Here is a 21,734-nt window from a genome sequence, read left to right as displayed (position 1 = left end):
ACATGGCCACGTACGACATCTCCACGCTGCACCCGGTGTTCGTCCGCCAGATGGAGGCCCTGGCCGCCCTGGACATCGAGGCGGTGATGAAGAACTACACCGACGACGCGGTGCTGTTGCGGTTCGAGGGCGTCTCGGTGGGCATCGAAGCGGTTCGTGAGACGTTCACCGGCTACCTCACCGTCAAGCCCACGCTGGTGGAACTCCAGGAGTACATCGAGACCGAGGACACCATCTTCTACCGGGCGATCATGAACCTGAACGGCGAACCGGAGCACGCGTTCGGGACACTTGTGGTCCGCGATGGCCGAATCTGGCGCCAGACGGCAGGCTTCGGCGGCTGAGACCGGAAATCTGGGTAGCGTGTGCGGGGAGAGCGGATGAACGCGCTCTCCCCGTATGCGCGGCCCGCGGTGCGCGCGTCGGGAAACGGTAAAGGGGAGGTCATGGAAAATGAAACCGGGCGGGTCGAGGCATTCAGTGATGGTGTATTTGCCATCATCATTACGATCCTCGTCCTGGAATTAAAGGTTCCGGAAGAATCCGGGTCGGCCTTCTGGCACGGAGTCCGTGAGCAATGGCCCCATTACGCCGCCTATGTGGTGAGCTTCCTCATCATCGGCGTGATGTGGGTGAACCACCACACCATCTTCAGTCACCTCAAGCGGGTCGACCGCCCGCTGTTGTTCCTGAATCTCATGGTGCTGATGGTGGTATCGGTGATCCCGTACACCACCAACGTCCTCGCCGAGCACCTCACCGAAGGCGGCGACGCCAACCCCGCCGCAGTCCTCTACAGCCTCGTGACCGTGGCCTACGCCTTGGCGTTCCTGCTGTTCTGGTGGTACGTGACCCGGGTCGGGCACCTCTTCCACGAACAGGTGGACAAGGACGGGGCGCGGGCCACCAGGGTGCGCTTCGGCCTCGGTGCCATCGCCTACCCCTGCACGGTGCTCCTGGCCTTCTTCTCCGCACCGCTCACGCTTGTCGCACACTTCCTGATCGCGATCTACTATGCGGCGAACCAGATCCCCATCCCCCTCGTGGTAGAGGAAGAGCGGCTCCAATCTGCCAGCGACCTCAGGAAGTAGCCGCAGGGGCCTACGGCCGTTCTCCGCGGTCAAGTAGGGTATTGGATCTAGCTGGTCGCGGGGGAGGCCCAGATGGCTCGCGCAGTCCTGCCGGAGGATTCCGTCGAGGAAGTCTCCGAATTGATCGATGTCATGATCTCTCTTCTCTTTGAGTCCTTACCCCGGCGGGACCAGCGAAACTGGGCCCGCGTTTATCTGAACGGCCTCGTGCGGACCAACGGGAAGAAAACAATCCGTAACATCGCCGGAACCGGAGCGAGTTCCGTCGAGCAGAGCCTGCAGCAGTTCATCAGCAAGTCCCCCTGGGACTGGACGCCTGTACGGCGCTCCCTCGCCCAGCACCTCGAACGCACCGCACAGCGCCCGCTGGCCTGGGTGCTCCAGCCCATGGTCATAGAGAAGGCGGGCGACCGCTCGGTCGGCGTCGGCCGGCAGTTCGTCCCCCAGCTCGGCCGCACCGCCAACTGCCAGCAGGCCGGCGGCATCTGGCTCGCCTCCAGCGAAGCCAGCTTCCCCGTCGAATGGACCCTCACCCTCCCCGGGCCCTGGACCAGCGAACTCATGCGCCGCCGACGGGCCGGCATCCCGGACACCGCACGCTCCCTCACCCCCGCCCAGGACGCCGTACACGCCGTCCAGCGGATGGCCGCCACCTGGCAACTCCAGCGCCGGCCCGTGGTCATGGAGGTCGCCAACTGCGACCTGCCCCAGAGCATCGACTCGTTCGCCCTCCAGGACATCCCCTTCGTCTTCAAGGTCGACGGCTCGCTGCCCGTCTCCTTCGGCGGGGCGGGCCGGCACAAACCCGGCCCGCACACCGCACCCGCCCGCGAACTGATCGACTCCCTGCGCTCCCAGCGCCGCGTCGTCGAATGGACCCGGCACGGCCGCGCCGAAGGAGCGGTGACCCTGCTGACCTCCGCCCCGATCTTCGCGACCCCCTGCGAGGACCGCCCCGCGCCCGCCGCACCCACCCCGCTGCTGCTCGTCGGGGCCTGGACCGAAACGGCACTGCTCCCCTCCGAGTTCTGGATCACCAACATCGGGGACCGGCCGCTCGCCCAGCTCTTCCTGCTCGCCAAACTCACCGACCGGGTCGCCCTGGACTTCGCCGAGACCTGCGAACCGGTCGGCATCCGCGACTTCGAGGGCCGCTCCTTCCGCGGCTGGCACCACCACGCCACCCTGGCGAGCGTCGCCCACGCCGCGAAACTGCTCGGCGCCCGCCCGCCCGCACGCGACCACTACCCCGGCCCCGCGCGCCCCGCACCCCTCACCCGGCCGGCCACCGCCCTGTCCCTGCCCGCCACAGCCCGCCCGGCCACCCCGGCCGTGCTGCCGCCGCACCCGCACCTGCCCGGACAGACCCCGCGCCGCGAATACATCCGCTGATGCTCGACATCGCCGAGGAGCTACGCGCGTGGTGCGCCGCGCGCCGGGAATTCGCACTGGCCACCGTGGTCGCCGTCAGCGGCAGCGCACCGCGCGGCCCCGGTGCCTCGCTCGCCGTCGACGACCGGGGCACCGCGCTCGGCTCCGTATCCGGAGGCTGCGTGGAATCCGCCGTGCACGAGCTCTGCCTCGACGCGCTCGCCTCCGGCGAGGGCGGCCTGCACCGCTTCGGCTACAGCGACGACGACGCCTTCGCCGTCGGCCTGACCTGCGGCGGAGTCCTCGATGTCCTGGTCACCCCGGTGCGCGGCCGCGATCCGGTGCGGCCCGTCCTCGGCTCGGTCCTCGACGCCGCCGCGGACGGCACCCGGGCCGCGCTGGCCCGCGTGGTGTCCGGCCCGCCGCGCCAGCTCGGCCGGGCGCTCGCCGTCCACGCCGACGGCTCCTACGAGGGCGGACTCGCCGGCGGCACCGCCCTCGACCGGGCCGCCGCCGACCGGGCCCGCGCCCTGCTGCTCGCAGGGCGCACCGGCACCACCGAACTCCGCACGGCCGGGGGGCTGTGCGGGGAGCCCCTGACGCTGCTCGTCGAGTCCGCCGCCGAACCGCCCCGACTGCTCGTCTACGGGGCGATCGACTTCGCCGCCGCCCTGGCCCGGATCGGCGCCTTCCTCGGCCACCGGGTCACGGTGTGCGACGCCCGGCCCGTCTTCGCCACCCCGGCCCGTTTCCCCGACGCCGACGAGGTGGTCGTCGACTGGCCGCACCGCCATCTGGCCGCGCAGTGGGAGGCGGGCCGACTGGACCCCCGTACCGCCGTCTGCGTCCTCACCCACGACGCGAAATTCGACGTACCGCTGCTGGAGCTGGCCCTGCGGCTGCCGCTGGGCTACGTGGGCGCCATGGGATCACGGCGCACCCACGCGGAACGCGAGAGACGGCTGCGCGAGGAAGGGGTGACGGACTCAGCTCTGGCCCGCCTGCGCTCGCCCATCGGCCTCGACCTCGGCGGCGCCACCCCCGAGGAGACCGCCCTGGCCATCGCCGCCGAGTTCACGGCCTTCCGGCACGGCGGATCGGCGCTCCCGCTCACCGGCGGCGCCGCCCCCGTCCACCGAAGACCGGCGCCCGCAGCGCTCCGCTCCGCCGCTCTCAGGACGCCCCGCCCCTGACGTGCTCCACGACGCGGTGGAACTCGGCGCTGGGGGAGAAATCGACGTACTCGGTGTCGGCGAGCGCCACGGGGATGTGCCCCGGACCCCAGTAGAAGGCCTGCCCCTCCTCGTACACCTGCTCCCCGTCCGCGGTCCGCATCAGCAGCCTGCCCTTGAGGAGGTAGCCCCAGTGCGGGCACGGGCACATGTCGTCGGGAAGCCCCTTGAGCGCCTCCGTGAAATCGGTGCCCTTCGGAAGGCGGAAGAACCCCACGCTGAGGTCGCCGCCGATCTCCTGCACGCGCACCTCCAGCCCGCCGCCCTCCACCGCGATGGGTGCCTCGTTCCGCGTCGTCGCCGCCATGGATCCTCCAACGCTGCTCGGCCCGGACACGCCGGGACTCGTCCGGACCCTTCCACTGTGACCCCGACCGCTGCCTCCTGCCCCTGCGGGAACGGACCGCAGCGCTCCGTGGGACCGAGGTCCCGTAGGAAGCCACCACCCGGCCCGGAATGCCTTGGACGATCGGCCCGGGCGGTGTGAACGCCAGGTCGTGGGAGAATGAAGTACGTGCGTTTCCTCGGCTGCACCCTGTCGAGGCACCTCCGATTGACTGGGATGTTCAGCACGTGCGTTTCCTCAATGACCTGAAGCCGCCGTACGACCTGACGTACGACGATGTGTTCATGGTGCCGAGCCGCTCCGCGGTCGGTTCCCGCCAGGGCGTCGACCTCTCCTCGCCCGACGGGACCGGCACCACCATTCCCCTGGTCGTGGCGAACATGACCGCGATCGCCGGCCGCCGGATGGCCGAGACCGTCGCCCGCCGCGGCGGCATCGTCGTCATCCCCCAGGACATTCCGATCGAGGTCGTCACCGACGTCATCTCCTGGGTGAAGACCCGCCACCTCGTGCTCGACACCCCGATCACGCTGGCGCCCACCCAGACCGTCGCGGACGCACTGTCCCTGCTGCCCAAGCGCGCCCACGGCGCCGGCGTGGTCGTCGACGGCGAGGGCCGCCCCGTCGGCGTCGTCACCGAGCACGACCTGACCGGCGTCGACCGCTTCACCCAGCTCTCCGAGGTCATGTCGAAGGAGCTGCTGCTCATCGACGCCGACATCGACCCCCGCGAGGCCTTCAACAAGCTCGACGCCGGCCACCGCAAGCTCGCCCCGGCCGTCGACAAGGACGGCAGGCTCGTCGGCATCCTCACCCGCAAGGGCGCCCTGCGCGCGACCCTGTACACCCCGGCCACCGACGCGAACGGCAAGCTGCGCATCGCGGCCGCCGTCGGCATCAACGGCGACTTCGTGGCCAAGGCCAAGCAGCTCCTCGACGCGGGCGTGGACACGCTCGTCATCGACACGGCGCACGGCCACCAGGAATCGATGATCAGCGCGATCAAGGCCGTCCGCGCCCTGGACCCGCAGGTCCCGATCGTGGCTGGCAACATCGTCGCCGCCGAGGGCGTCAAGGACCTCATCGACGCCGGCGCGGACATCATCAAGGTCGGTGTGGGCCCCGGCGCCATGTGCACCACCCGCATGATGACCGGCGTGGGCCGCCCGCAGTTCTCCGCGGTGCTGGAGTGCGCGGCCGAGGCCAAGAAGTACGGCAAGCACGTCTGGGCCGACGGCGGCGTCCGCCACCCGCGCGACGTGGCGATGGCGCTGGCCGCCGGCGCCTCCAACGTCATGATCGGCTCCTGGTTCGCCGGCACGTACGAGTCCCCGGGCGACCTCCAGCAGTCCGCCGAGGGCCGCCTCTACAAGGAGTCCTTCGGCATGGCCTCCGCCCGCGCGGTGCAGAACCGCACGAGCGAGGAGTCGGCCTACGACCGCGCCCGCAAGGGCCTGTTCGAGGAGGGCATCTCAACCTCGCGCATGTTCCTCGACCCGGCCCGCCCGGGCGTCGAGGACCTGATCGACTCGATCATCGCGGGTGTCCGCTCCTCCTGCACCTACGCCGGTGCCGGCTCCCTCGCGGAGTTCGAGGAGAAGGCCGTGATCGGTATCCAGTCCGCCGCCGGCTACGCCGAGGGCAAGCCGCTGCACGCCAGCTGGAGCTAGGCCCCGTCCCGCGGCCCCCGGTCCCGTCCACCACGGACGGCACCGGGGGCCGCGGGCGTTCAGGAACGGGGCGGCGGGACCTGCCCCGACGGCGAACTGTGGACACCCGCCCGGTACTTGGGGATCCGCACGGTCACCTTCATGCCGGCGCCGACCCCCGTCTCCATCACCGGGCCGTACGCGTCCCCGTACACCTGCCGGATCCGCTCGTCGACATTGGGCAGCCCCACCCCCGACGAGGACCCCGTGCGCTCCCCGGCCAGGATCCGGCGCAGCACGGCCGGATCCATCCCCACCCCGTTGTCCTCGACGGTGATCACCGCGTCGGGGCCCGCGTCCTGCGCCGTGATCGTGATCCGGCACTCCCCGGTGGAGTCCTCCAGCCCGTGCTTGACGGCGTTCTCCACCAGCGGCTGCAGACACAGGAACGGCAGCGCCACCGGCAGCACCTCCGGCGCCACCTGCAACGTCACCTTCAGCCGGTCACCGAACCGGGCCCCGGCCAGCGCCAGATACTGCTGGATGGAACGCAACTCCTCGGCCAGCGTGGTGAAATCCCCGTGCCGCCGGAAGGAGTACCGCGTGAAGTCCGCGAACTCCAGCAGCAGTTCCCTCGCCCGCTCCGGATCGGTCCGCACGAACGAGGCGATCGCCGCCAGCGAGTTGAAGATGAAGTGCGGGGAGATCTGCGCCCGCAGCGCCTTGATCTCCGCCTCCATCAGCCGGGTCCGCGAACGGTCCAGCTCGGACAGCTCCAGCTGCACCGACACCCACCGCGCCACCTCCGTCGCCGCGCGCACCAGCACCGCCGACTCCCGGGACCCGTACGCCACCAGCGCCCCCAGCACACCGTCCTCGCCGGTCAGCGGCGCGAACACCGCCCACTTCAGTGGACAGTCGGGCCGCTGGCACTCGGTCCGCACGCTCTGGCTGCGCCCCGACTCCAGCAGCACCGCCACCCGGGCCATCGCCCGCCGCTGGTGGTGGTCGGCGCCCGGACCGTCCCACGCCAGCACCGCCTCCCGGTCCGTCAGGCACAGCGCCTCCGTCCCCAGCAGCGACCGCAGCCGCCGGGCCGCCTTGCGGGCCGCGTCCTCGGTCAGCCCGGCGCGCAGCGGGGGAGCGGCCAGCGAAGCCGTGTGCAGCGTGTGGAAGGTGGCCCGCTCCACCGGAGTGCCCAGGTCCAGACCCGCCAGGCGTTCCCCGCGGCGCGCGTGCCAGCGTCCCGCCGCCCAGCCGACGCCCAGCATCACGGCCGCAGCCGCCACCGCCAGCACGACACACAGCGCCTGGCCGGCCCCGGTCACCGCCGGCCCCCCGCCCGGTCCCCGGCCACGACCTCCGGCAGGTGCAGCCGGGCCAGGGTGGCCGCCGTCCCCGCCGGGATCCGGGACCGGGTGGCCAGCGACACCACCACCATCGTCAGGAAGCCGAGCGGCACCGACCAGGCCGCCGGCCAGGCCAGCATCGTGTGGATCCAGCCCTCCGGAGCCAGCCCGGCCCGCGTCGCCAGCACCGCGCTCAGCGCCGCCCCGCCGCCGGTGACCAGCCCGGCCACCGCACCCGGCGGAGTCAGCCCGCGCCACCAGATGCCCAGTACCAGCAGCGGGCAGAACGACGACGCCGACACGGCGAACGCCAGCCCCACCGCATCCGCCACCGGCACCTCCGCGACCGCCACACTCCCGCCCAGTGGCACCAGGATCGCCACCAGCGCCGCCCAGCGGAAACTGCGCGCCCCGCACTTCGGCAGCACGTCCTGGTGCAGCACCCCGGCCACCGCCATGGTCAGCCCCGAGGCCGTCGACAGGAACGCCGCGAAGGCACCCCCGGCCAGCAGCGCCCCCAGCAGCTCGCCCAGCACCCCGCCGAGCATCCGCTCGGGCAGCACCAGCACCGCCGCGTCCGCATCGCCCGTCAGCACCAGCTCGGGGGCGTAGATCCGGCCCAGCGCCCCGTACACCGGCGGCAGCAGGTAGAAGGCGCCGACCAGACCCAGCACCGCCAGCGTGGTGCGCCGCGCCGCCCGCCCGTTGGGGCTCGTGTAGAACCGCACCGCCACGTGCGGCAGCCCCATCGTCCCCAGGAACGTCGCCAGGATCAGCCCGTAGGTGGCGTACAGCCGGTACTCCCGCAGTTCCCCGGACGGCGGTTCCGACCACGTGCCCACCCCCGCCCCCGGCTCCGCCCGGGCATCCGGGACCGGCGTGCCCGGGGCGAACTCCAGCCGCGCGTGGGCCCGTACGGAATGCTCACCGGCGGCCAGCACCAGCGGCACCGACACGTGCGTGCGCCCGTCCACCTGACCGGTCACCGTCACCGCGAGCGGCTCCTCCACCGACAGCCGCACGTCCTGCGCGAGCGTCACCGACGTGGCCTGCCGGAAGACCGCCGGCGCGTCGAAGACGGCCCGCGGAGCGCCGTCCCCGGCCCACGCGCCGATCAGGAAGAACGCCGGGACCAGCAGGGCAGTGAGCTTGAGCCAGTACTGGAAGGCCTGCACGAAGGTGATGCTGCGCATCCCCCCGGCGGCCACGGCCACGCTCACCACACAGGCCACGACCAGCCCGCCGACCCAGTGCGGGGCCCCCGTGAGGATCTCCAGGGTCAGCCCGGCCCCCTGCAGCTGCGGCAGCAGGTACAGCCAGCCGACCCCGACCACGAACAGCACCGCGATCCGGCGCACCGCCCGGGACTCCAGCCGCCCCTCCGCGAAGTCGGGCAGCGTGTACGCGCCGGAGCGCCGCAGCGGGGCCGCCACCAGGGCCAGCAGCACCACGTACCCGGCGGTGTAGCCCACCGGGTACCAGAGCATCCCGGGCCCCTGGAGCAGCACCAGCCCGGCCACCCCGAGGAAGGACGCCGCGGAGAGGTACTCCCCGCTGATGGCCGCCGCGTTCAGCCGCGGCCCCACCGTGCGCGAGGCCACGTAGAAGTCGGAGGTGGTCCGCGATATCCGCAGGCCCAGCGCGCCGAGCAGCAGCGTGACCAGGACGACGACGGCGACCGCGGTCAGCGCGTACGTCTGGTTCACCAGGGCGGTCCTTCGGACGGGGAGCGGGGTGACCGGAGTCTACGCACGCCCCTGACCGGGCGACAGGCACGATTCGGACCCCGGGCGTCCGCCGCTTTCAGACGGCCGGGTCCCGGTGCTCGGCGCAGTCGCGCAGGGCGATCTCCAGCTCCACGTACGACTCCTCCGCACGCCGGAAGGCCAGCGTCAGCGCCGCCTCCGCGCGCGGCGGGACCTGATCGCGGACGCCCTCGCCGGCCTCGTACAGGATGTCCGCCCAGCGGGCGGCAGCACTGCGCAGCAGGGCGAGCAGCGCCTCGGCCTCGGCGGGCCCCGCCGGGCGCCTGCGCGGCAGGCCGCTCAGGGCGTCGACCAGCGCCTGGACCTCGGACATCTCGCTCCTCCCGCGCCGGGAAGATCCACGATACGCAGCGGCGACGGCCTCGGCGGGCCGTTCGCAGGCCGGTGCGGCAGGCGGCCCCCGTGGGTCGCCGTACGCCCCTCCCGGTGCGGTGAACGGCATCCGGGTGCGCCCGGCGGTCGTCGTAGGCCGGGCCCGGCCGGGCCCTCCCGGCGACCGGTTTCAGCCGGTCGCGTGCCGCATCAGGAGGTCGCGCAGCTCCCGCGCATGCCTGCGGCTCACCTGGAGTTCCGCCGGGCCGACCCGGACCGTGGTGGTGCCCGAGTCCATCCGGAGCTCGTCGATCCGGGCCAGCGCCACCAGATGGCGGCGGTGGATCCGCACGAACCCGCGCGCCGCCCACCGCTCCTCCAGCGTGGACAGCGGGATCCGCACCAGGTGGCTGCCCTCGTCGGTGTGCAGGCGGGCGTAGTCGCCCTGCGCCTCGACGTAGGCGATGTCGGCGATCGCCACGAACCGGGTGACACCGCCCAGTTCGACCGCGATCTGCTCCGTGCCGCGGTCGGCGACGGCGGCCTCCGGGGCCGGGCGGGGCGCCGGGACCCCCGCCGGCGGGCCCGACCGCGCCGCGCCGGCCGCCGGAACCTCCGCGGCCCGGCCCAGCTGCGCGCAGGCCCGCCGGACGGCCTCGGCCAGCCGCTCCGGGCGCACCGGCTTGAGCACGTAGTCCACGGCCTTCAGGTCGAAGGCCTGCACGGCGAAGCCCTCGTGGGCGGTGACGAACACGATCAGCGGCGGCTGCGCGAACCCGGCCAGCAGCCGGGCGATGTCCAGCCCGGTCAGACCGGCCATATGGATGTCGAGGAAGACCACGTCGATGCCGTCGGGCCCGTCCGGACCCGACTCCAGCGCCCGGGTGACCCGGCGCAGGGCCTCGGTGGCGTCCGAGGCGCCCTCCGCGCTGTGCACGCGGGGGTCCGAGCGCAGCAGGTAGAGGAGTTCCTCCAGGAGCGGCTTCTCGTCGTCGACAGCGAGCACTCGCAGCATGCGGCCGAGTCTATGGCGTGTCCGGCGCGCTCCGGAGGGCCACCGCAGTGCGCGGCCCCTGCCCGGGGGGAGGTGGGGCAGGGGCCGCGCGGACCGTGGTGGGGGGTCGGGGGTCGGGGGACCGGGCCGGCTACTGGACGGTGATCAGCTTGCCGTCGGGGGAGACGGCGTACCAGGTGCCGCCCACGCCCTGCCCGTTGGTGTCACCGGGCTTCTTGTCGCCCGAGAAGGTGTAGACGGGCCAGCAGTCGACGGTCTGCTGCTTCTTGCCGTCGGGGCGGTCCATGACCCGGTAGTTCTTCTCCGTGATGCCCTTGGCGTTGGCCTTGTCCACCGGGGGCACGACCGGCCACTTGGCCAGGCAGTCGCCGACGCAGTTGGAGACCATCGGCCAGGCGGTGTCCTTCTTGAAGCGGTAGACCGTCATCCCCTTGCCGTCGACGATGTGCTCGCCCAGCTTCGGGTCCTTCGCCACCGACAGGCCGGGAGCCGCCTCGGCCGCCCCGGCGGGGGCCCCCTCTGCGGGGGCGGCGGGGGCGGGGGCGGCCTCTGCGGGGGCGCCCTCGGCCGGGGCCGCCTTCGCCGCCTTCTTGCCGTCCGGGCCGAACGCGAACCACACCCCGCCGACGCCCTGTCCGTTGACGTCGCCCGGCTTGGCGTCCTTGTTGAACCGGTACGCGGGCCAGCCGGCCACCGTCAGCTGCTTCGTGCCGTCGCTGCGCACCACCTCGCCGAGCAGCGACGGGTCCATGCCCGACGCGGCGGTGACGTCACCGGCGGCGACCACCGGCCAGGTCTTCGCGCAGTCCCCCTCGCAGTTCGACTTCGGGGGCTTCGCGGTGTCCTTGTCGAAGCGGTAGAGGGTCAGGCCCGCGCTGTCGGTGAGGACGGAGCCGAGCTGCTCGGTGACGGATGCCGCCAGCTGGCCGCCGGGCTGGTTGCCCGGGCCGGCCGCCGCCGGGGCGGCCTCGGCCGCGGCTCCGGCGGGCTGCGTCGAGTCGGAGGCCTTGTAGTCCGAGGGGCCGCAGGCGCTGGCCGCCAGGACGACGGCTACGGCGGCCGCGGCGAAGGTGGTTGCGCGCTTCATGCCCATGTTGATCTCTCCCACGTCGTGTCTGTCTGTGCCGTCGCCCCCAGCGGCGGCAACTGTGCACAGGACACGCCCTGGTGGGCGGGATCTGTTCACCGGGCGCGGTGTGGGCTGTTTCACTCACCCCGTGCCGAACCCGGTGCGCCGCAGGGCCGTGGCCACAGCGAGGCCGAGCACCTGGTGTCCGGAGTCGTTGGGGTGCAGCCCGTCCGCGAGGTGCTCGGGTCCGAGCAGGTCACGGCCCGGGAGGACGGCGAGGCGGTCGTCGCCGGCGGCTATCCGGTCCCGGGTGGCGCGCTCCATCGCGTCGCGCAGCGCGCCCAGGGTGGCGCCGAGCTTGTTCGGGGTGCGTTCGGCGTCGGGCCGCAGCACGGGGGAGACCAGCAGCAGAGGGGTCCGCGGGTGCCCCTGGCGGACCAGTTCGAGGAAGGCGCGCGTGGTCTCGTACAGCAGCGGCGCCGAAAAGGGCACCCGGGACCAGCAGTTGGTGCCGAAGGCGAGGGTCAGGACGTCCGCCGGCAGGCCCGCGAGCTGTTCGGCGGTGGCCAGTTCACCACGTGCGGCGCCCGCGTAGCCGAGGTTGACGGTGTCCCAGCCGAGGGCCCGGCCGGCGACGGCGGGCCAGCCGTGGGCGGGACGGGTGGACCACCAGCCCTCCGTGATGGAGTCGCCGTGCACCACCCAGCGCGGCGCCGGCGGTGCGGGGGTGAGGGCGCCGCCGATCCCGCGCAGGCCGAGGACGAGGGGCGACTGGTTCTCGGGCGGGTGGATGGTGAAGGGGCCGTGGAAGGGGCCGTCGCCGGCTCCGAGCCCGATGCGGACGACGGCCTCCGCGGCCGGTTCGGTGAACACCTCGTTGACCACTCCATGGCGGTCCCACAGGGCGAAGCCGTGCGCGAGGTCGCGCAGGGCGTCCGTGGGGCCGGGCACGGTGGCCCGGTAGCGGATCTCGACGGCCGTCGCGGTCTCGGTGCTGAACTCCAGCCGGACCCCGATGGGCAGGGTGGCCCGCTCGCCGGTGTCCCAGGGCAGCCGCATCGTGTCGGCGGGGTCGGCGCGCACGGGGCGGCCCTCGTCCAGCCAGGCGACCCCGCGCAGGAAGGGCTGCGGATCCTGCCACCCGCCGGGCACCTCGATCCACCCCTCGCCCCGTCGCTGTTCCGGCCACGGCGCCTGTCCCCACCGGCCGGTCCGCTCCTGCCACGGCCCGGGGCGGCCCTCGTCGTGCACCGGTGCGCTCATCCTTCGCCTCCGATCGTCGGATACGGGAACTGCCTGGCGGCCCCGCCGTCGCCCACGAGCGTGTGCTCCGTCACGTACGGGGACGTCGGCGGGGCGGGGGAGTGCGGGCGGCCGGCCAGGGGTCCGGGCGACGCCGGGGCCATCGCGTTCACCCGTACCCCGCGGCGTTCGCCCGTACCCCGCACGGGCCCGGTTCCACCGCGGAGGTCCGGATCCATGGCGGCACGCTGCGGCAGATCTGACGAAGTGTCAATAAACGCGGTCTTGGGCGGGCTGCGCAGCGATCGATCATCCATACGCAACAAACGACTGTCAGTGACCGATCCGCGCAATGATCGTGCGCCAATGTGCAAGGATGGTCCATTACGGGCGGTATCACTCAGCTCGTAGGCTCACTCGCTGTACGTGGAGTGGCGCGGATCGCCTGCTCGGCGGTCCCCCATGTCAGGCCCTTCCCCCGTCGGGCCCTGTCCTGCTCCGGACCGTCGCGGTCGACGCCTCATCCCCGACCTCTGTCGATCCGCAGTGACAAGGAGTCCCCTCGTGCTCGACCACGGCCAGGCGCCGCCGCTCGCCTCCGAGCCCCGTAGGCCCGCCAACCCGCTGCTCCGCCGCAAGCCGGTCGAGCAGCTGGTCGCCGAAGGCGGCCAGGGTGAGGGCGGCGCGCTCAAGCGTTCGCTCACCATGTGGCAGCTGACCATGATCAGCATCGGCGCGACCCTGGGCACCGGCATCTTCGTCGTCCTCGGCGAAGCCACCCCGGTCGCCGGCCCGGCCGTCTTCATCGCCTTCATCGTCGCGGGCCTGACCGCGCTGTTCTCGGCGCTCTCCTACGCCGAGCTCGCGGGCTCCATCCCCGTCTCGGGCTCCTCGTACTCCTACGCCTACGCCACCATGGGCGAGCTCATAGCCTGGGTCTGCGGCTGGTGCCTGGTCCTGGAGTACGGCGTCTCCGTCGCGGCCGTCGCCGTCGGCTGGGGCCAGTACCTCAACGAGCTCCTCGACGGCACGCTCGGCCTCACCATCCCCGAGGGCTTCTCCGCCCCGCTGGGCGAGGGCGGCTACATCAACCTCCCCGCCCTCGTCGTGGTGCTCCTGTGCATGGTCTTCCTGCTCCGCGGAGCCAAGGAGAGCGCCCGGATCAACACGATCATGGTCGCCGTCAAGATCGTGACGCTGGTGCTCTTCATCGTCATCGGCTTCATGGGCATCAAGGCCGGCAACTACACCCCGCTGGCCCCGCTCGGCATCACCGCCATCAGCACCGCCGCCTCCATGCTCTTCTTCTCGTACATCGGCTTCGACGCGGCCTCCACCGCCGGTGAGGAAGCCAAGAACCCGAAGAAGGACCTGCCGCGCGCGATCATGCTGTCGCTGGTGATCGTCACCGCGATCTACTGCCTCGTCGCCCTGGTCGCCGTCGGCGCCATGCCGTGGCAGGAGTTCGAGGGCAGCGAGGCCGCCCTGGCCCAGATCATGGAGAACGTCACCGGCCACTCCTTCTGGAGCGTCATCCTGGCCGCCGGCGCTGTCGTCGCCATCGCCAGCGTCGTCTTCGCCGTCCTCTACGGCCAGACCCGCATCCTCTTCGCCATGTCCCGCGACGGCCTGATGCCGAAGGCCTTCGCCAAGGTCGACGAGAAGACCGGCACCCCGAAGATCAACACGATCATCGTCTGCCTCTTCTGCGGACTGCTCGCCGCGTTCATCCCGCTGGGTGAACTGGCCAACGCCACCAGCATCGGCACGCTCTTCGCCTTCGGCCTCGTCAACGTGGCCGTCGTCATCCTGCGCTACACCCGCCCCGAGATGAACCGCACCTTCCGGGTCGCCCTCTTCCCGGTCACCCCGATCCTGGGCTTCCTCTTCTGCGCGTACCTCATGATCGAGCTGCCGATGGCCACGTGGCTGTGCTTCGGTGGCTGGATGGCGGTCGGGCTCGTGATCTACTTCTTCTACGGCATGCGCCGCTCCAGCCTGGCCACTGTGGCCGACGTGGCCGACCCGGCCGCGGAGGTCGCTGAACAGAAGTGATTCACCCCCCGTGCGACTGAACGATCTCGACGAACGCATCGTGCACGCCCTCGCCGAGGACGCCCGCCGCTCCTACGCGGACATCGGCTCCGAGGTCGGGCTCTCCGCACCCGCCGTCAAGCGGCGCGTGGACCGGCTGCGCGCCGAAGGCGCCATCACCGGCTTCACCGTCCGCGTCGACCCGGCCGCCATGGGCTGGGAGACCGAGGGCTTCATCGAGATCTACTGTCGCCACAACACCTCGCCGGACGACATCCGGCGAGGACTGGAGCGATACCCCGAGGTGGTGTCCGCGTCGACCGTCACCGGCGACGCGGACGCCCTCGTCCAGATCTTCGCCTCCGACATGCGCCACTTCGAGCGGGTCCTGGAACGCATCGCGGGCGAGCCCTTCGTCGAACGCACGAAGTCCGTCCTCGTCCTCTCCCCGCTCCTGCGCCGCTTCACCTCGGGCGCCCCGGCGTAACCCCCGGCGCACGGCCGGGTCCCACGCCGGGTTTCCGGCGTCAGGCGTGCTGCGGCGCCTCGTCCTTCAACATGCCGCGCAGCGAGCCCCGGAACTCCGGAGTGTCCTCGTGGCCGTGCACGGCGGCGGCGTGCTGGGCGGCCGCTGCGACGACCTCTTCCTCCTCGCCAGAGATCGCGAGGGTGCAGTTCATCTCGCTGGGGTAGTCCCTGCAGTCCATGACCTTGCGCATGACAAGCCTTCCGGGACGGGTGTCCGCCGACGCCGACGCCGGACGGAGCACCTCCCACGATCCTCTTTTCGGGGGCAGGGCGAAACCCGGGCCGGAGCGCGCGCCGCCGCCTCCCGCAGCCCGACCGGAAAACCGGATGCCCGGAACACCCCTGCCGTGGACAGTGTCCGGGTGAACCGAGAAACGATCTCCCACCTGGCCCACACCCACCACCCCGTCGCGGCCCCGCTGAGCGACGCCGCCGTGGCCCGGCTCCTGGACCGCGCACTGCCCCGCGGCACCGAACGCGTCCTCGACCTCGGCTGCGGCCCCGGCGAATGGCTGCTGCGAGCCCTGCACGACCGCCCCGGCGTGCACGCCGTCGGCGTCGACACCTCCCGCACCGCCCTCGACCGGGCCGCGGGCGCCGCACAGGCGCTCGGCGTCGCCGACCGGCTGTCCCTCCACCAGAAGCCCGCCGCGGACCACACCGACCCGCACCCCTACGACCTCGTCCTCAGCATCGGCGCCAGCCACGCCTTCGGCGGGCTCCTGCCCACCCTCGACGCGGCCCGCGCCCACCTCGCCCCCGGCGGCCACGTCCTCGTGGGAGACGGCTACTGGGAGCACCCGCCCACCCCCGGCGACCGTGAGGACTTCGGCCCCCTCGCCGACCTGCCCACCACCGTCGACCAGGTCACAGCGGCCGGCTGGACCCCGGTGTACGGTCACCTCAGCACCCGCGAGGAACGAGACGACTACGAGTGGTCCTGGACCGGCTCGCTGGCCGCCTGGGCCCTCGACCACCCCGACCACCCGGACAGCGCCGAAGCACTCGACGCAGCGAACGGCCACCGCACCGAATGGCTCCGCGGATACCGCGCCACCTGGGGTTTCGCCACCTTCCTGCTGCGCCGGACCGCCGACTGAGCGACCTCCCGGGCGTGGGCGCGCAACGAATCGCCGCCAGGGCCCCGTAACGCGCAACGAATCGCACACCAGCGCGCAACATCGGCGCCTTGTTGCGTCGGGAGGGCGAAACGTACCGTTCATAGGACCGCACACACCCCTCCTGCCACAGAGGTATGCCCATGCCCCCGCTGCGCACCGCCCTCCTCCAGAGCTCCGGAGTCCTCGGCGACGTCGCCGAGAACCTCAAGGCGCTCGACGAGGCCGCCGAGCGCGCCGCACAGGCGGGGGCCGGGCTGCTGGTCACCTCCGAGATGTTCCTGACCGGCTACGCGCTCGACCTCGAGGATGTCCCCGGCCTCGCCGAGGCGAGCGACGGCGACTCCGCCCGGGCCATCGGCGAGATCGCCCGCCGCCACGGACTCGCGGTCCTCTACGGCTACCCCGAGCGCGACGGCGGCACGGTCTACAACTCCGCCCAGCTCATCGGCCCCGACGGCGCCTCCCTCGCGAACTACCGCAAGACCCACCTCTTCGGCTGCTTCGAGCAGGACGCCTTCACCCCCGGCGACACCCCCGTCGTCCAGGCCGAGCTCGGCGGCATCCGCATCGGCATCATGATCTGCTACGACGTGGAGTTCCCCGAGAACGTCCGCGCCCACGCGCTCGCCGGCACCGACCTCCTCCTGGTGCCGACCGCCCAGATGCACCCCTTCCAGTTCGTCGCGGAGCACCTCGTCCCCGTCCGGGCCTTCGAGAACCAGATGTACGTCGCGTACGTCAACCGCACCGGACCCGAGGGCGAGTTCGAGTTCGTCGGCCTCAGTTGCCTGGCGAGCCCCGACGGCACCACCCGCACCCGCGCCGGCCGCGGCGAGGAAATGGTGTTCGGCGAGGTCGACCCCGAGCTGCTCAGCGTCTCGCGCGAGAACAACCCCTACCTGCGCGACCGCCGGCCCGGCCTCTACGCCTCGCTCGTCTGACCCGCACCAGCACCCCGCGCCCCACCCCGCCCCCACCGCTCCACCCCCGAGCCCTGCCCGCAAGGAGTCGTACCCCATGACGTCCACGGTGCCCACCACCGCCGTCCCGCACAGCGACGGACAGCCGCCGATCACCATGTTCGGTCCGGACTTCCCGTACGCCTACGACGACTTCCTCGCCCACCCGGCGGGCCTCGGGCAGATACCCGCGACCGAATTCGGCACCGAGGTCGCCGTCATCGGCGGCGGACTCTCCGGCATCATCTCGGCCTACGAGCTCATGAAGATGGGCCTCAAGCCCGTCGTCTACGAGGCCGACCAGATCGGCGGCCGCCTGCGCACCGTCGGCTTCGAGGGCGCCGAGACCGAGGGCCTCACCGCCGAGATGGGCGCCATGCGCTTCCCGCCCTCCTCCACGGCGCTGCAGCACTACATCGACCTCGTCGGCCTGGTCACCGAGCCCTTCCCGAACCCGCTCGCCGAGGCCACCCCCTCCACGGTCGTCGACCTCAAGGGTGAGAGCCACTACGCCGAGACCATCGCCGACCTCCCGCAGATCTACCGCGACGTCGCCGAGGCCTGGAACGCCTGCCTCGACGAGGGCGCCGACTTCTCCGACATGAACACCGCGATGCGCGAGCGGGACGTCCCGCGCATCCGCGAGATCTGGGCCAAGCTCGTCGAGAAGCTCGACGACGAGACCTTCTACGGCTTCCTGTGCAAGTCGGAGGCCTTCAAGTCCTTCCGCAAGCGCGAGATCTTCGGCCAGGTCGGCTTCGGCACCGGCGGCTGGGACACCGACTTCCCGAACTCCATCCTGGAAATCCTGCGCGTCGTCTACACCGAGGCCGACGACCACCACCGCGGCATCGTCGGCGGCTCCCAGCAGCTGCCGCTGCGCCTGTGGGAGCGCGAGCCCGAGAAGATCGTCCACTGGGCCCAGGGCACCTCGCTGTCCACCCTGCACGACGGCACCCCGCGCCCTGCGGTGACCCGTCTGCACCGCACGGCGGGCAACCGCATCACCGTCACCGACTCCTCCGGCGACATCCGCACGTACCGCGCCGCGATCTTCACGGCCCAGTCGTGGATGCTCCTGTCGAAGATCGAGTGCGACGACACGCTGTTCCCGATCGACCACTGGACGGCGATCGAGCGCACCCACTACATGGAGTCGTCGAAGCTGTTCGTCCCCGTCGACCGGCCGTTCTGGCTGGACAAGGACGAGGAGACCGGCCGCGACGTCATGTCGATGACGCTGACCGACCGCATGACCCGCGGCACCTACCTGCTGGACAACGGCCCCGACAAGCCGGCCGTCATCTGCCTCTCGTACACCTGGTGCGACGACAGCCTCAAGTGGCTGCCGCTGTCCGCGAACGAGCGGATGGAGGTCATGCTGAAGTCCCTCGGCGAGATCTACCCCAAGGTCGACATCCGCCGCCACATCATCGGCAACCCGGTCACCGTCTCCTGGGAGGACGAGCCCTACTTCATGGGCGCGTTCAAGGCCAACCTCCCCGGCCACTACCGCTACCAGCGCCGCCTGTTCACCCACTTCATGCAGGACCGCCTCCCCGAGGACAAGCGCGGCATCTTCCTCGCGGGCGACGACATCTCCTGGACGGCCGGCTGGGCCGAGGGTGCGGTCCAGACCGCGCTGAACGCCGTCTGGGGCGTCATGCACCACCTCGGCGGGTCCACGGACTCCACCAACCCGGGCCCGGGCGACATCTACGACGAGATCGCCCCGGTCGAACTGCCGGAGGACTGACCCTCCCGGCCCTCCGAGAAGGGCCCCATGATCACGGGCCGCCGCCCCGCGCCGTCAGCACGCGGGCCGGCGGCCCGTTCTCATGCCCGCGCCCCGTACCCGGGGCGCCCGGCCCGCTCAGCACTGCCACAGCAGCGCCGCCCGGCCGCACCCTCCGCACACGTGGGCGTAGGCCTGCCCGGACCCGAAGTTCATGGCCGTGACGGGGTCCGGCCCCTCCTCCAGGCCCGCCGCGAACTCCATCGGCCGTGCGCACGCGGGGCAGTCGGGTGTCTCGTCGTACTGGAGCCAGTCCGGCTCGCCCCCGAGCGAGCCCAGCACCGCCCGCCCGTCCGCCCCGCAGGCCGACGGCACGACCGCCCGTACGGCGCCCAGCCCGAGCACTTCCGGATCCGCACCGCGCGGTACCGGTACGGGCGCCAGGCCGCCGGCGGGCAGCAGCAGGGCCAGGTTCCCGCCCGCGGAGGGGCTCCACTGCTCGCATTCCCCGGGCCGGTGCGCGCACATGAACAGGACCAGTACGCCCGCGTCGAGCACGATCTGGGCCAGGAACTGGAGCGGACCCGCGCATGCGCCGCACACGGGCCAGACCATCCCGGAGGGACCCAGCGGCACGCCACCGGTCCGGCTGACCGGGGCGTCCGGGGCGACCGGCCCGCCGTCGAGGAGAAGTGTCGTCATGGCCGGAACCTATCCGCCGGCCCCGACAGCGTTCCGGGCGGGCCGTACGGCGTCTCAGCCCCGCGGGGTCAGCAGACAGCGGCCGACCAGGCCCACGCCCGCGTCCAGGGAGTCGGCGAACTCCTCGGCCAGGTCCGGCGCCCGGCGCAGTGTCCACAGCAGGCGGGCCGCCGACCAGGCCCCGGCGCGGGCCCGCTCCAGGCTCCACGAGCCGACCAGGTGGGTCAGCGGGTCGGCGATCTCCAGCAGGTCGGGGCCCGGCATCAGGTCCTCCCGGATGTGCTCCTCCAGCGAGACCAGCGTGTCGCCGACCCGGTCGAAGTCCGCCTCCAGGGCCCGTGGTTCGCAGTCCAGCTCACCGCACGTGGCCACCACCGCGAGCGCCAGGTCGTGGCCGATGTGCGCGTTGATCCCGGCCAGCGCGTGCTGGAGCGGCCGGATCCCGGGGTGGCGGCGGTACTGCAGCAGCGGGCGCCAGCACGCCGGGGCCCGGTCCGCCTCCACCGCCGTCAGGTACCGCTCCGCGAACCGCACACTGAGCGTCGCCGCCCGCCGCGGCGCCGGGAAGGCCCCGTGCTCGATCCGATGGTGCAGGGTCTCCGTCACCGTCAGGTAGACCCGGTTGAAGACGGCGACACCGTCCTGCGGCGGGAGCCGCTCCTCCAGGGCGCGCATCCGCGCCAGCACCGCTTCCATGGGAGGCAGAGTCGCAGGCGCCGGCACGGATCCGGGGAACTTGGCCGTACGCTTCCCCGGTTCGGGCGAAACCCCGTCAACGCGGCTTGTCCTCCGCCTCCCCGCCGTCGTCGTAGGCGGACGTGCCCGCGTCGAGCAGGGGCCCCTGCGGCTTCAGGTGTGCGGGGGCGAGGCTCCGCAGCGCGTGGTAGCCGCCGATCACCACGATCGTGCCCAGCGCGATGCCGCCCAACTCGAAGGTGTCCGTGATCTGCAGCTTCACACCGCCGATGCCGATGATGATGCCCGCCGCCGCCGGCACCAGGTTCAGCGGATTGCGCAGGTCCACCCCGCCGTTGATCCAGATCTGGGCGCCGAGCAGGCCGATCATCCCGTACAGGATGACCGTGATGCCGCCGAGGACGCCGCCCGGGATCGCCGCGACGACCGCGCCGAACTTGGGGCACAGGCCGAAGAGCAGCGCGAAGCCCGCCGCGGCCCAGTAGGCCGCCGTGGAGTAGACCCGGGTGGCCGCCATGACGCCGATGTTCTCGGAGTAGGTGGTGTTGGGCGGGCCGCCGACCGCCGTGGACAGCATCGACGCGGCGCCGTCCGCCGCGATGGCCGTGCCCAGCTTGTCGTCGAGGGGGTCGCCGGTCATCTCGCCCACGGCCTTGATGTGCCCCGCGTTCTCGGCGATCAGCGCGATCACCACGGGCAGGGCGATCAGGATCGCCGACCACTCGAAGGACGGGCCGTGGAAGGACGGCAGGCCGATCCAGTCGGCCTTGGCGACCGCGGAGAGGTCCAGGCGCCAGTGGTCCACGGCGGCCTCCCCGCCCACCGTCGAGTGGATCTTCCCGAAGAGCAGGTCGAAGAGCCAGGAGATCGCGTACCCGAAGACCAGCCCCAGGAAGATCGCGATGCGCGACCAGAAACCGCGCAGGCACACCACGGCGAAGCCGGTGAACAGCATCGTCAGCAACGCCGTCCACTGGTCCTGGGGCCAGTACGTCGACGCCGTCACCGGCGCCAGGTTGAAGCCGATCAGCATCACCACCGCGCCCGTCACGATCGGCGGCATCGCCGTGTGGATGACGCGCGCGCCGAAGCGCTGCACCGCGAGACCGGCCAGGAACAGCGCCGTACCGACGACGAACACGGCGCCCGTGACGACCGCGCTGTCCCCGCCCGCCGCCCGGATCGCCGCCGCTACGCCGACGAAGGACAGCGAGCAGCCCAGGTAGGAGGGCACCCGGCCGCGCGTCGCGAGCAGGAAGATCACCGTCGCGACGCCGGACATCATGATGGCCAGGTTCGGATCCAGGCCCATCAGGACCGGCGCGACGAAACTGGCGCCGAACATCGCCACGACGTGCTGGGCACCCAGCCCGGCGGTCCGCGGCCACGACAGCCGCTCCTCCGGCCGGACCACCGCGCCGGGGGCGGGGGTCCGCCCGTCTCCGTGCAGGGTCCAGCCCACGCCGAGGCCCATGTTCCACTCCTCTTCGCCGGTTCTCCCGGCCATCCGGACGAGC

The 21,734-nt window shown here is 72.2% G+C and carries 22 protein-coding genes; 10 read left to right on the top strand and 12 right to left on the bottom strand.

Annotated elements, in window-relative coordinates:
• Positions 1–2 precede the first annotated feature (2 nt).
• From E6U81_RS20170 to E6U81_RS20155, 4 genes are all read left to right on the top strand, one after another.
• Positions 3–344 carry a nuclear transport factor 2 family protein gene (locus E6U81_RS20170; protein ID WP_136231507.1) on the top strand — a complete coding sequence of 114 codons (342 nt, stop codon included), beginning with the start codon at positions 3–5 and terminating at the stop codon, positions 342–344.
• A 36-nt stretch (positions 345–380) separates the two neighbouring features.
• Positions 381–1,091, top strand: a complete 711-nt coding sequence (locus tag E6U81_RS20165; RefSeq protein WP_240803920.1) for a DUF1211 domain-containing protein — start codon at positions 381–383, stop codon at positions 1,089–1,091.
• A 72-nt stretch (positions 1,092–1,163) separates the two neighbouring features.
• Entirely contained in the window at positions 1,164–2,483 is a 1,320-nt protein-coding gene (locus tag E6U81_RS20160) for a transposase (RefSeq protein ID WP_136231506.1), read from the top strand.
• On the top strand, positions 2,483–3,655 hold the full coding sequence (locus E6U81_RS20155; protein ID WP_136231505.1) for an XdhC/CoxI family protein: 1,173 nt from the start codon (positions 2,483–2,485) through the stop codon (positions 3,653–3,655). The genes E6U81_RS20160 and E6U81_RS20155 overlap by 1 nt, the downstream gene beginning before the upstream one ends.
• Here E6U81_RS20155 and E6U81_RS20150 read toward each other — a convergent pair.
• A complete protein-coding gene (locus E6U81_RS20150) occupies positions 3,636–4,001 on the bottom strand; it encodes a hypothetical protein (protein WP_136231504.1) in 366 nt (121 codons plus the stop codon). The genes E6U81_RS20155 and E6U81_RS20150 overlap by 20 nt on opposite strands.
• Positions 4,002–4,267: 266 nt before the next feature.
• Here E6U81_RS20150 and E6U81_RS20145 point away from each other — a divergent pair, with 266 nt between their 5' ends.
• Entirely contained in the window at positions 4,268–5,710 is a 1,443-nt protein-coding gene (locus E6U81_RS20145) for a GuaB1 family IMP dehydrogenase-related protein (RefSeq protein WP_206309974.1), read from the top strand.
• Between the two features lie 59 nt (positions 5,711–5,769).
• On the opposite strand, the gene E6U81_RS20140 is transcribed toward E6U81_RS20145, so the two are convergent.
• The 7 genes from E6U81_RS20140 to E6U81_RS20110 all read right to left on the bottom strand — a co-directional run bounded on the left by E6U81_RS20140 (position 5,770) and on the right by E6U81_RS20110 (position 12,681).
• Positions 5,770–7,017 carry a histidine kinase gene (locus tag E6U81_RS20140; protein WP_136231503.1) on the bottom strand — a complete coding sequence of 416 codons (1,248 nt, stop codon included), beginning with the start codon at positions 7,015–7,017 and terminating at the stop codon, positions 5,770–5,772.
• Positions 7,014–8,744, bottom strand: coding sequence for a cation acetate symporter (locus E6U81_RS20135; RefSeq protein WP_136231502.1), 1,731 nt, complete (start codon positions 8,742–8,744; stop codon positions 7,014–7,016). Before E6U81_RS20135 ends, E6U81_RS20140 begins: the two co-directional genes overlap by 4 nt.
• Positions 8,745–8,841: 97 nt before the next feature.
• A complete protein-coding gene (locus E6U81_RS20130) occupies positions 8,842–9,117 on the bottom strand; it encodes a hypothetical protein (protein ID WP_136231501.1) in 276 nt (91 codons plus the stop codon).
• A gap of 189 nt (positions 9,118–9,306) precedes the next feature.
• Positions 9,307–10,131, bottom strand: coding sequence for a LytTR family DNA-binding domain-containing protein (locus E6U81_RS20125; protein WP_136231500.1), 825 nt, complete (start codon positions 10,129–10,131; stop codon positions 9,307–9,309).
• 130 nt (positions 10,132–10,261) lie between these two features.
• Entirely contained in the window at positions 10,262–11,239 is a 978-nt protein-coding gene (locus E6U81_RS20120; RefSeq protein WP_240803919.1) for an SCO0930 family lipoprotein, read from the bottom strand.
• 102 nt (positions 11,240–11,341) lie between these two features.
• On the bottom strand, positions 11,342–12,463 hold the full coding sequence (locus E6U81_RS20115) for a GDSL-type esterase/lipase family protein (protein ID WP_136231499.1): 1,122 nt from the start codon (positions 12,461–12,463) through the stop codon (positions 11,342–11,344).
• Positions 12,460–12,681 carry a hypothetical protein gene (locus E6U81_RS20110; RefSeq protein ID WP_136231498.1) on the bottom strand — a complete coding sequence of 74 codons (222 nt, stop codon included), beginning with the start codon at positions 12,679–12,681 and terminating at the stop codon, positions 12,460–12,462. The genes E6U81_RS20115 and E6U81_RS20110 overlap by 4 nt, the downstream gene beginning before the upstream one ends.
• Positions 12,682–13,006: 325 nt before the next feature.
• Between E6U81_RS20110 and E6U81_RS20105 the strand changes: the two genes are divergently transcribed.
• Together E6U81_RS20105 and E6U81_RS20100 are read left to right on the top strand one after the other, a co-directional pair.
• A complete protein-coding gene (locus E6U81_RS20105) occupies positions 13,007–14,497 on the top strand; it encodes an amino acid permease (RefSeq protein WP_240803918.1) in 1,491 nt (496 codons plus the stop codon).
• A 10-nt stretch (positions 14,498–14,507) separates the two neighbouring features.
• Positions 14,508–14,963 carry an Lrp/AsnC family transcriptional regulator gene (locus tag E6U81_RS20100; RefSeq protein WP_030027017.1) on the top strand — a complete coding sequence of 152 codons (456 nt, stop codon included), beginning with the start codon at positions 14,508–14,510 and terminating at the stop codon, positions 14,961–14,963.
• 40 nt (positions 14,964–15,003) lie between these two features.
• Here E6U81_RS20100 and E6U81_RS20095 read toward each other — a convergent pair whose 3' ends face one another.
• Entirely contained in the window at positions 15,004–15,195 is a 192-nt protein-coding gene (locus tag E6U81_RS20095; protein ID WP_136231496.1) for a DUF1059 domain-containing protein, read from the bottom strand.
• 171 nt (positions 15,196–15,366) lie between these two features.
• Between E6U81_RS20095 and E6U81_RS20090 the strand changes: the two genes are divergently transcribed.
• The 3 genes from E6U81_RS20090 to E6U81_RS20080 all read left to right on the top strand — a co-directional run bounded on the left by E6U81_RS20090 (position 15,367) and on the right by E6U81_RS20080 (position 18,840).
• Positions 15,367–16,104, top strand: a complete 738-nt coding sequence (locus E6U81_RS20090; RefSeq protein WP_136231495.1) for a class I SAM-dependent methyltransferase — start codon at positions 15,367–15,369, stop codon at positions 16,102–16,104.
• Between the two features lie 161 nt (positions 16,105–16,265).
• A complete protein-coding gene (locus E6U81_RS20085) occupies positions 16,266–17,066 on the top strand; it encodes a carbon-nitrogen hydrolase family protein (RefSeq protein ID WP_136231494.1) in 801 nt (266 codons plus the stop codon).
• A 76-nt stretch (positions 17,067–17,142) separates the two neighbouring features.
• Entirely contained in the window at positions 17,143–18,840 is a 1,698-nt protein-coding gene (locus E6U81_RS20080; protein ID WP_136231493.1) for an NAD(P)/FAD-dependent oxidoreductase, read from the top strand.
• A 117-nt stretch (positions 18,841–18,957) separates the two neighbouring features.
• On the opposite strand, the gene E6U81_RS20075 is transcribed toward E6U81_RS20080, so the two are convergent.
• The 3 genes from E6U81_RS20075 to E6U81_RS20065 form a co-directional block, all read right to left on the bottom strand.
• Positions 18,958–19,521: a DUF1963 domain-containing protein gene (locus E6U81_RS20075; protein ID WP_136231492.1), complete on the bottom strand. Its 564-nt coding sequence runs from the start codon at positions 19,519–19,521 to the stop codon at positions 18,958–18,960.
• Between the two features lie 54 nt (positions 19,522–19,575).
• The gene (locus tag E6U81_RS20070; protein ID WP_136231491.1) at positions 19,576–20,217 is read right to left on the bottom strand and encodes a DUF5995 family protein; all 642 of its coding nucleotides are present in this window, start codon (positions 20,215–20,217) and stop codon (positions 19,576–19,578) included.
• Between the two features lie 76 nt (positions 20,218–20,293).
• A complete protein-coding gene (locus tag E6U81_RS20065) occupies positions 20,294–21,691 on the bottom strand; it encodes a solute carrier family 23 protein (RefSeq protein ID WP_136231608.1) in 1,398 nt (465 codons plus the stop codon).
• Between the last annotated feature and the right edge of the window lie 43 nt (positions 21,692–21,734).

The organism is Streptomyces sp. A0592 (genome assembly GCF_004795115.1).
GTDB lineage: Bacteria > Actinomycetota > Actinomycetes > Streptomycetales > Streptomycetaceae > Streptomyces > Streptomyces erythrochromogenes.
The sequence above is the reverse complement of the archived record's forward strand: the minus strand, read 5'-3'. Positions and strand labels throughout refer to the sequence as shown.

What these genes read in the sequence shown, in the direction of transcription:
- E6U81_RS20170 (WP_136231507.1), top strand. Translation starts at nt 3, where the DNA reads ATGGCCACGTACGACATCTCCACGCTGCACCCGGTGTTCGTCCGCCAG.
- E6U81_RS20165 (WP_240803920.1), top strand. Translation starts at nt 381, where the DNA reads ATGAACGCGCTCTCCCCGTATGCGCGGCCCGCGGTGCGCGCGTCGGGA.
- E6U81_RS20160 (WP_136231506.1), top strand. Translation starts at nt 1,164, where the DNA reads ATGGCTCGCGCAGTCCTGCCGGAGGATTCCGTCGAGGAAGTCTCCGAA.
- E6U81_RS20155 (WP_136231505.1), top strand. Translation starts at nt 2,483, where the DNA reads ATGCTCGACATCGCCGAGGAGCTACGCGCGTGGTGCGCCGCGCGCCGG.
- E6U81_RS20150 (WP_136231504.1), bottom strand. Translation starts at nt 4,001, where the DNA reads ATGGCGGCGACGACGCGGAACGAGGCACCCATCGCGGTGGAGGGCGGC.
- E6U81_RS20130 (WP_136231501.1), bottom strand. Translation starts at nt 9,117, where the DNA reads ATGTCCGAGGTCCAGGCGCTGGTCGACGCCCTGAGCGGCCTGCCGCGC.
- E6U81_RS20125 (WP_136231500.1), bottom strand. Translation starts at nt 10,131, where the DNA reads ATGCTGCGAGTGCTCGCTGTCGACGACGAGAAGCCGCTCCTGGAGGAA.
- E6U81_RS20115 (WP_136231499.1), bottom strand. Translation starts at nt 12,463, where the DNA reads ATGAGCGCACCGGTGCACGACGAGGGCCGCCCCGGGCCGTGGCAGGAG.
- E6U81_RS20110 (WP_136231498.1), bottom strand. Translation starts at nt 12,681, where the DNA reads ATGGATCCGGACCTCCGCGGTGGAACCGGGCCCGTGCGGGGTACGGGC.
- E6U81_RS20095 (WP_136231496.1), bottom strand. Translation starts at nt 15,195, where the DNA reads ATGCGCAAGGTCATGGACTGCAGGGACTACCCCAGCGAGATGAACTGC.
- E6U81_RS20085 (WP_136231494.1), top strand. Translation starts at nt 16,266, where the DNA reads ATGCCCCCGCTGCGCACCGCCCTCCTCCAGAGCTCCGGAGTCCTCGGC.
- E6U81_RS20080 (WP_136231493.1), top strand. Translation starts at nt 17,143, where the DNA reads ATGACGTCCACGGTGCCCACCACCGCCGTCCCGCACAGCGACGGACAG.
- E6U81_RS20075 (WP_136231492.1), bottom strand. Translation starts at nt 19,521, where the DNA reads ATGACGACACTTCTCCTCGACGGCGGGCCGGTCGCCCCGGACGCCCCG.
- E6U81_RS20070 (WP_136231491.1), bottom strand. Translation starts at nt 20,217, where the DNA reads ATGGAAGCGGTGCTGGCGCGGATGCGCGCCCTGGAGGAGCGGCTCCCG.
- E6U81_RS20065 (WP_136231608.1), bottom strand. Translation starts at nt 21,691, where the DNA reads ATGGGCCTCGGCGTGGGCTGGACCCTGCACGGAGACGGGCGGACCCCC.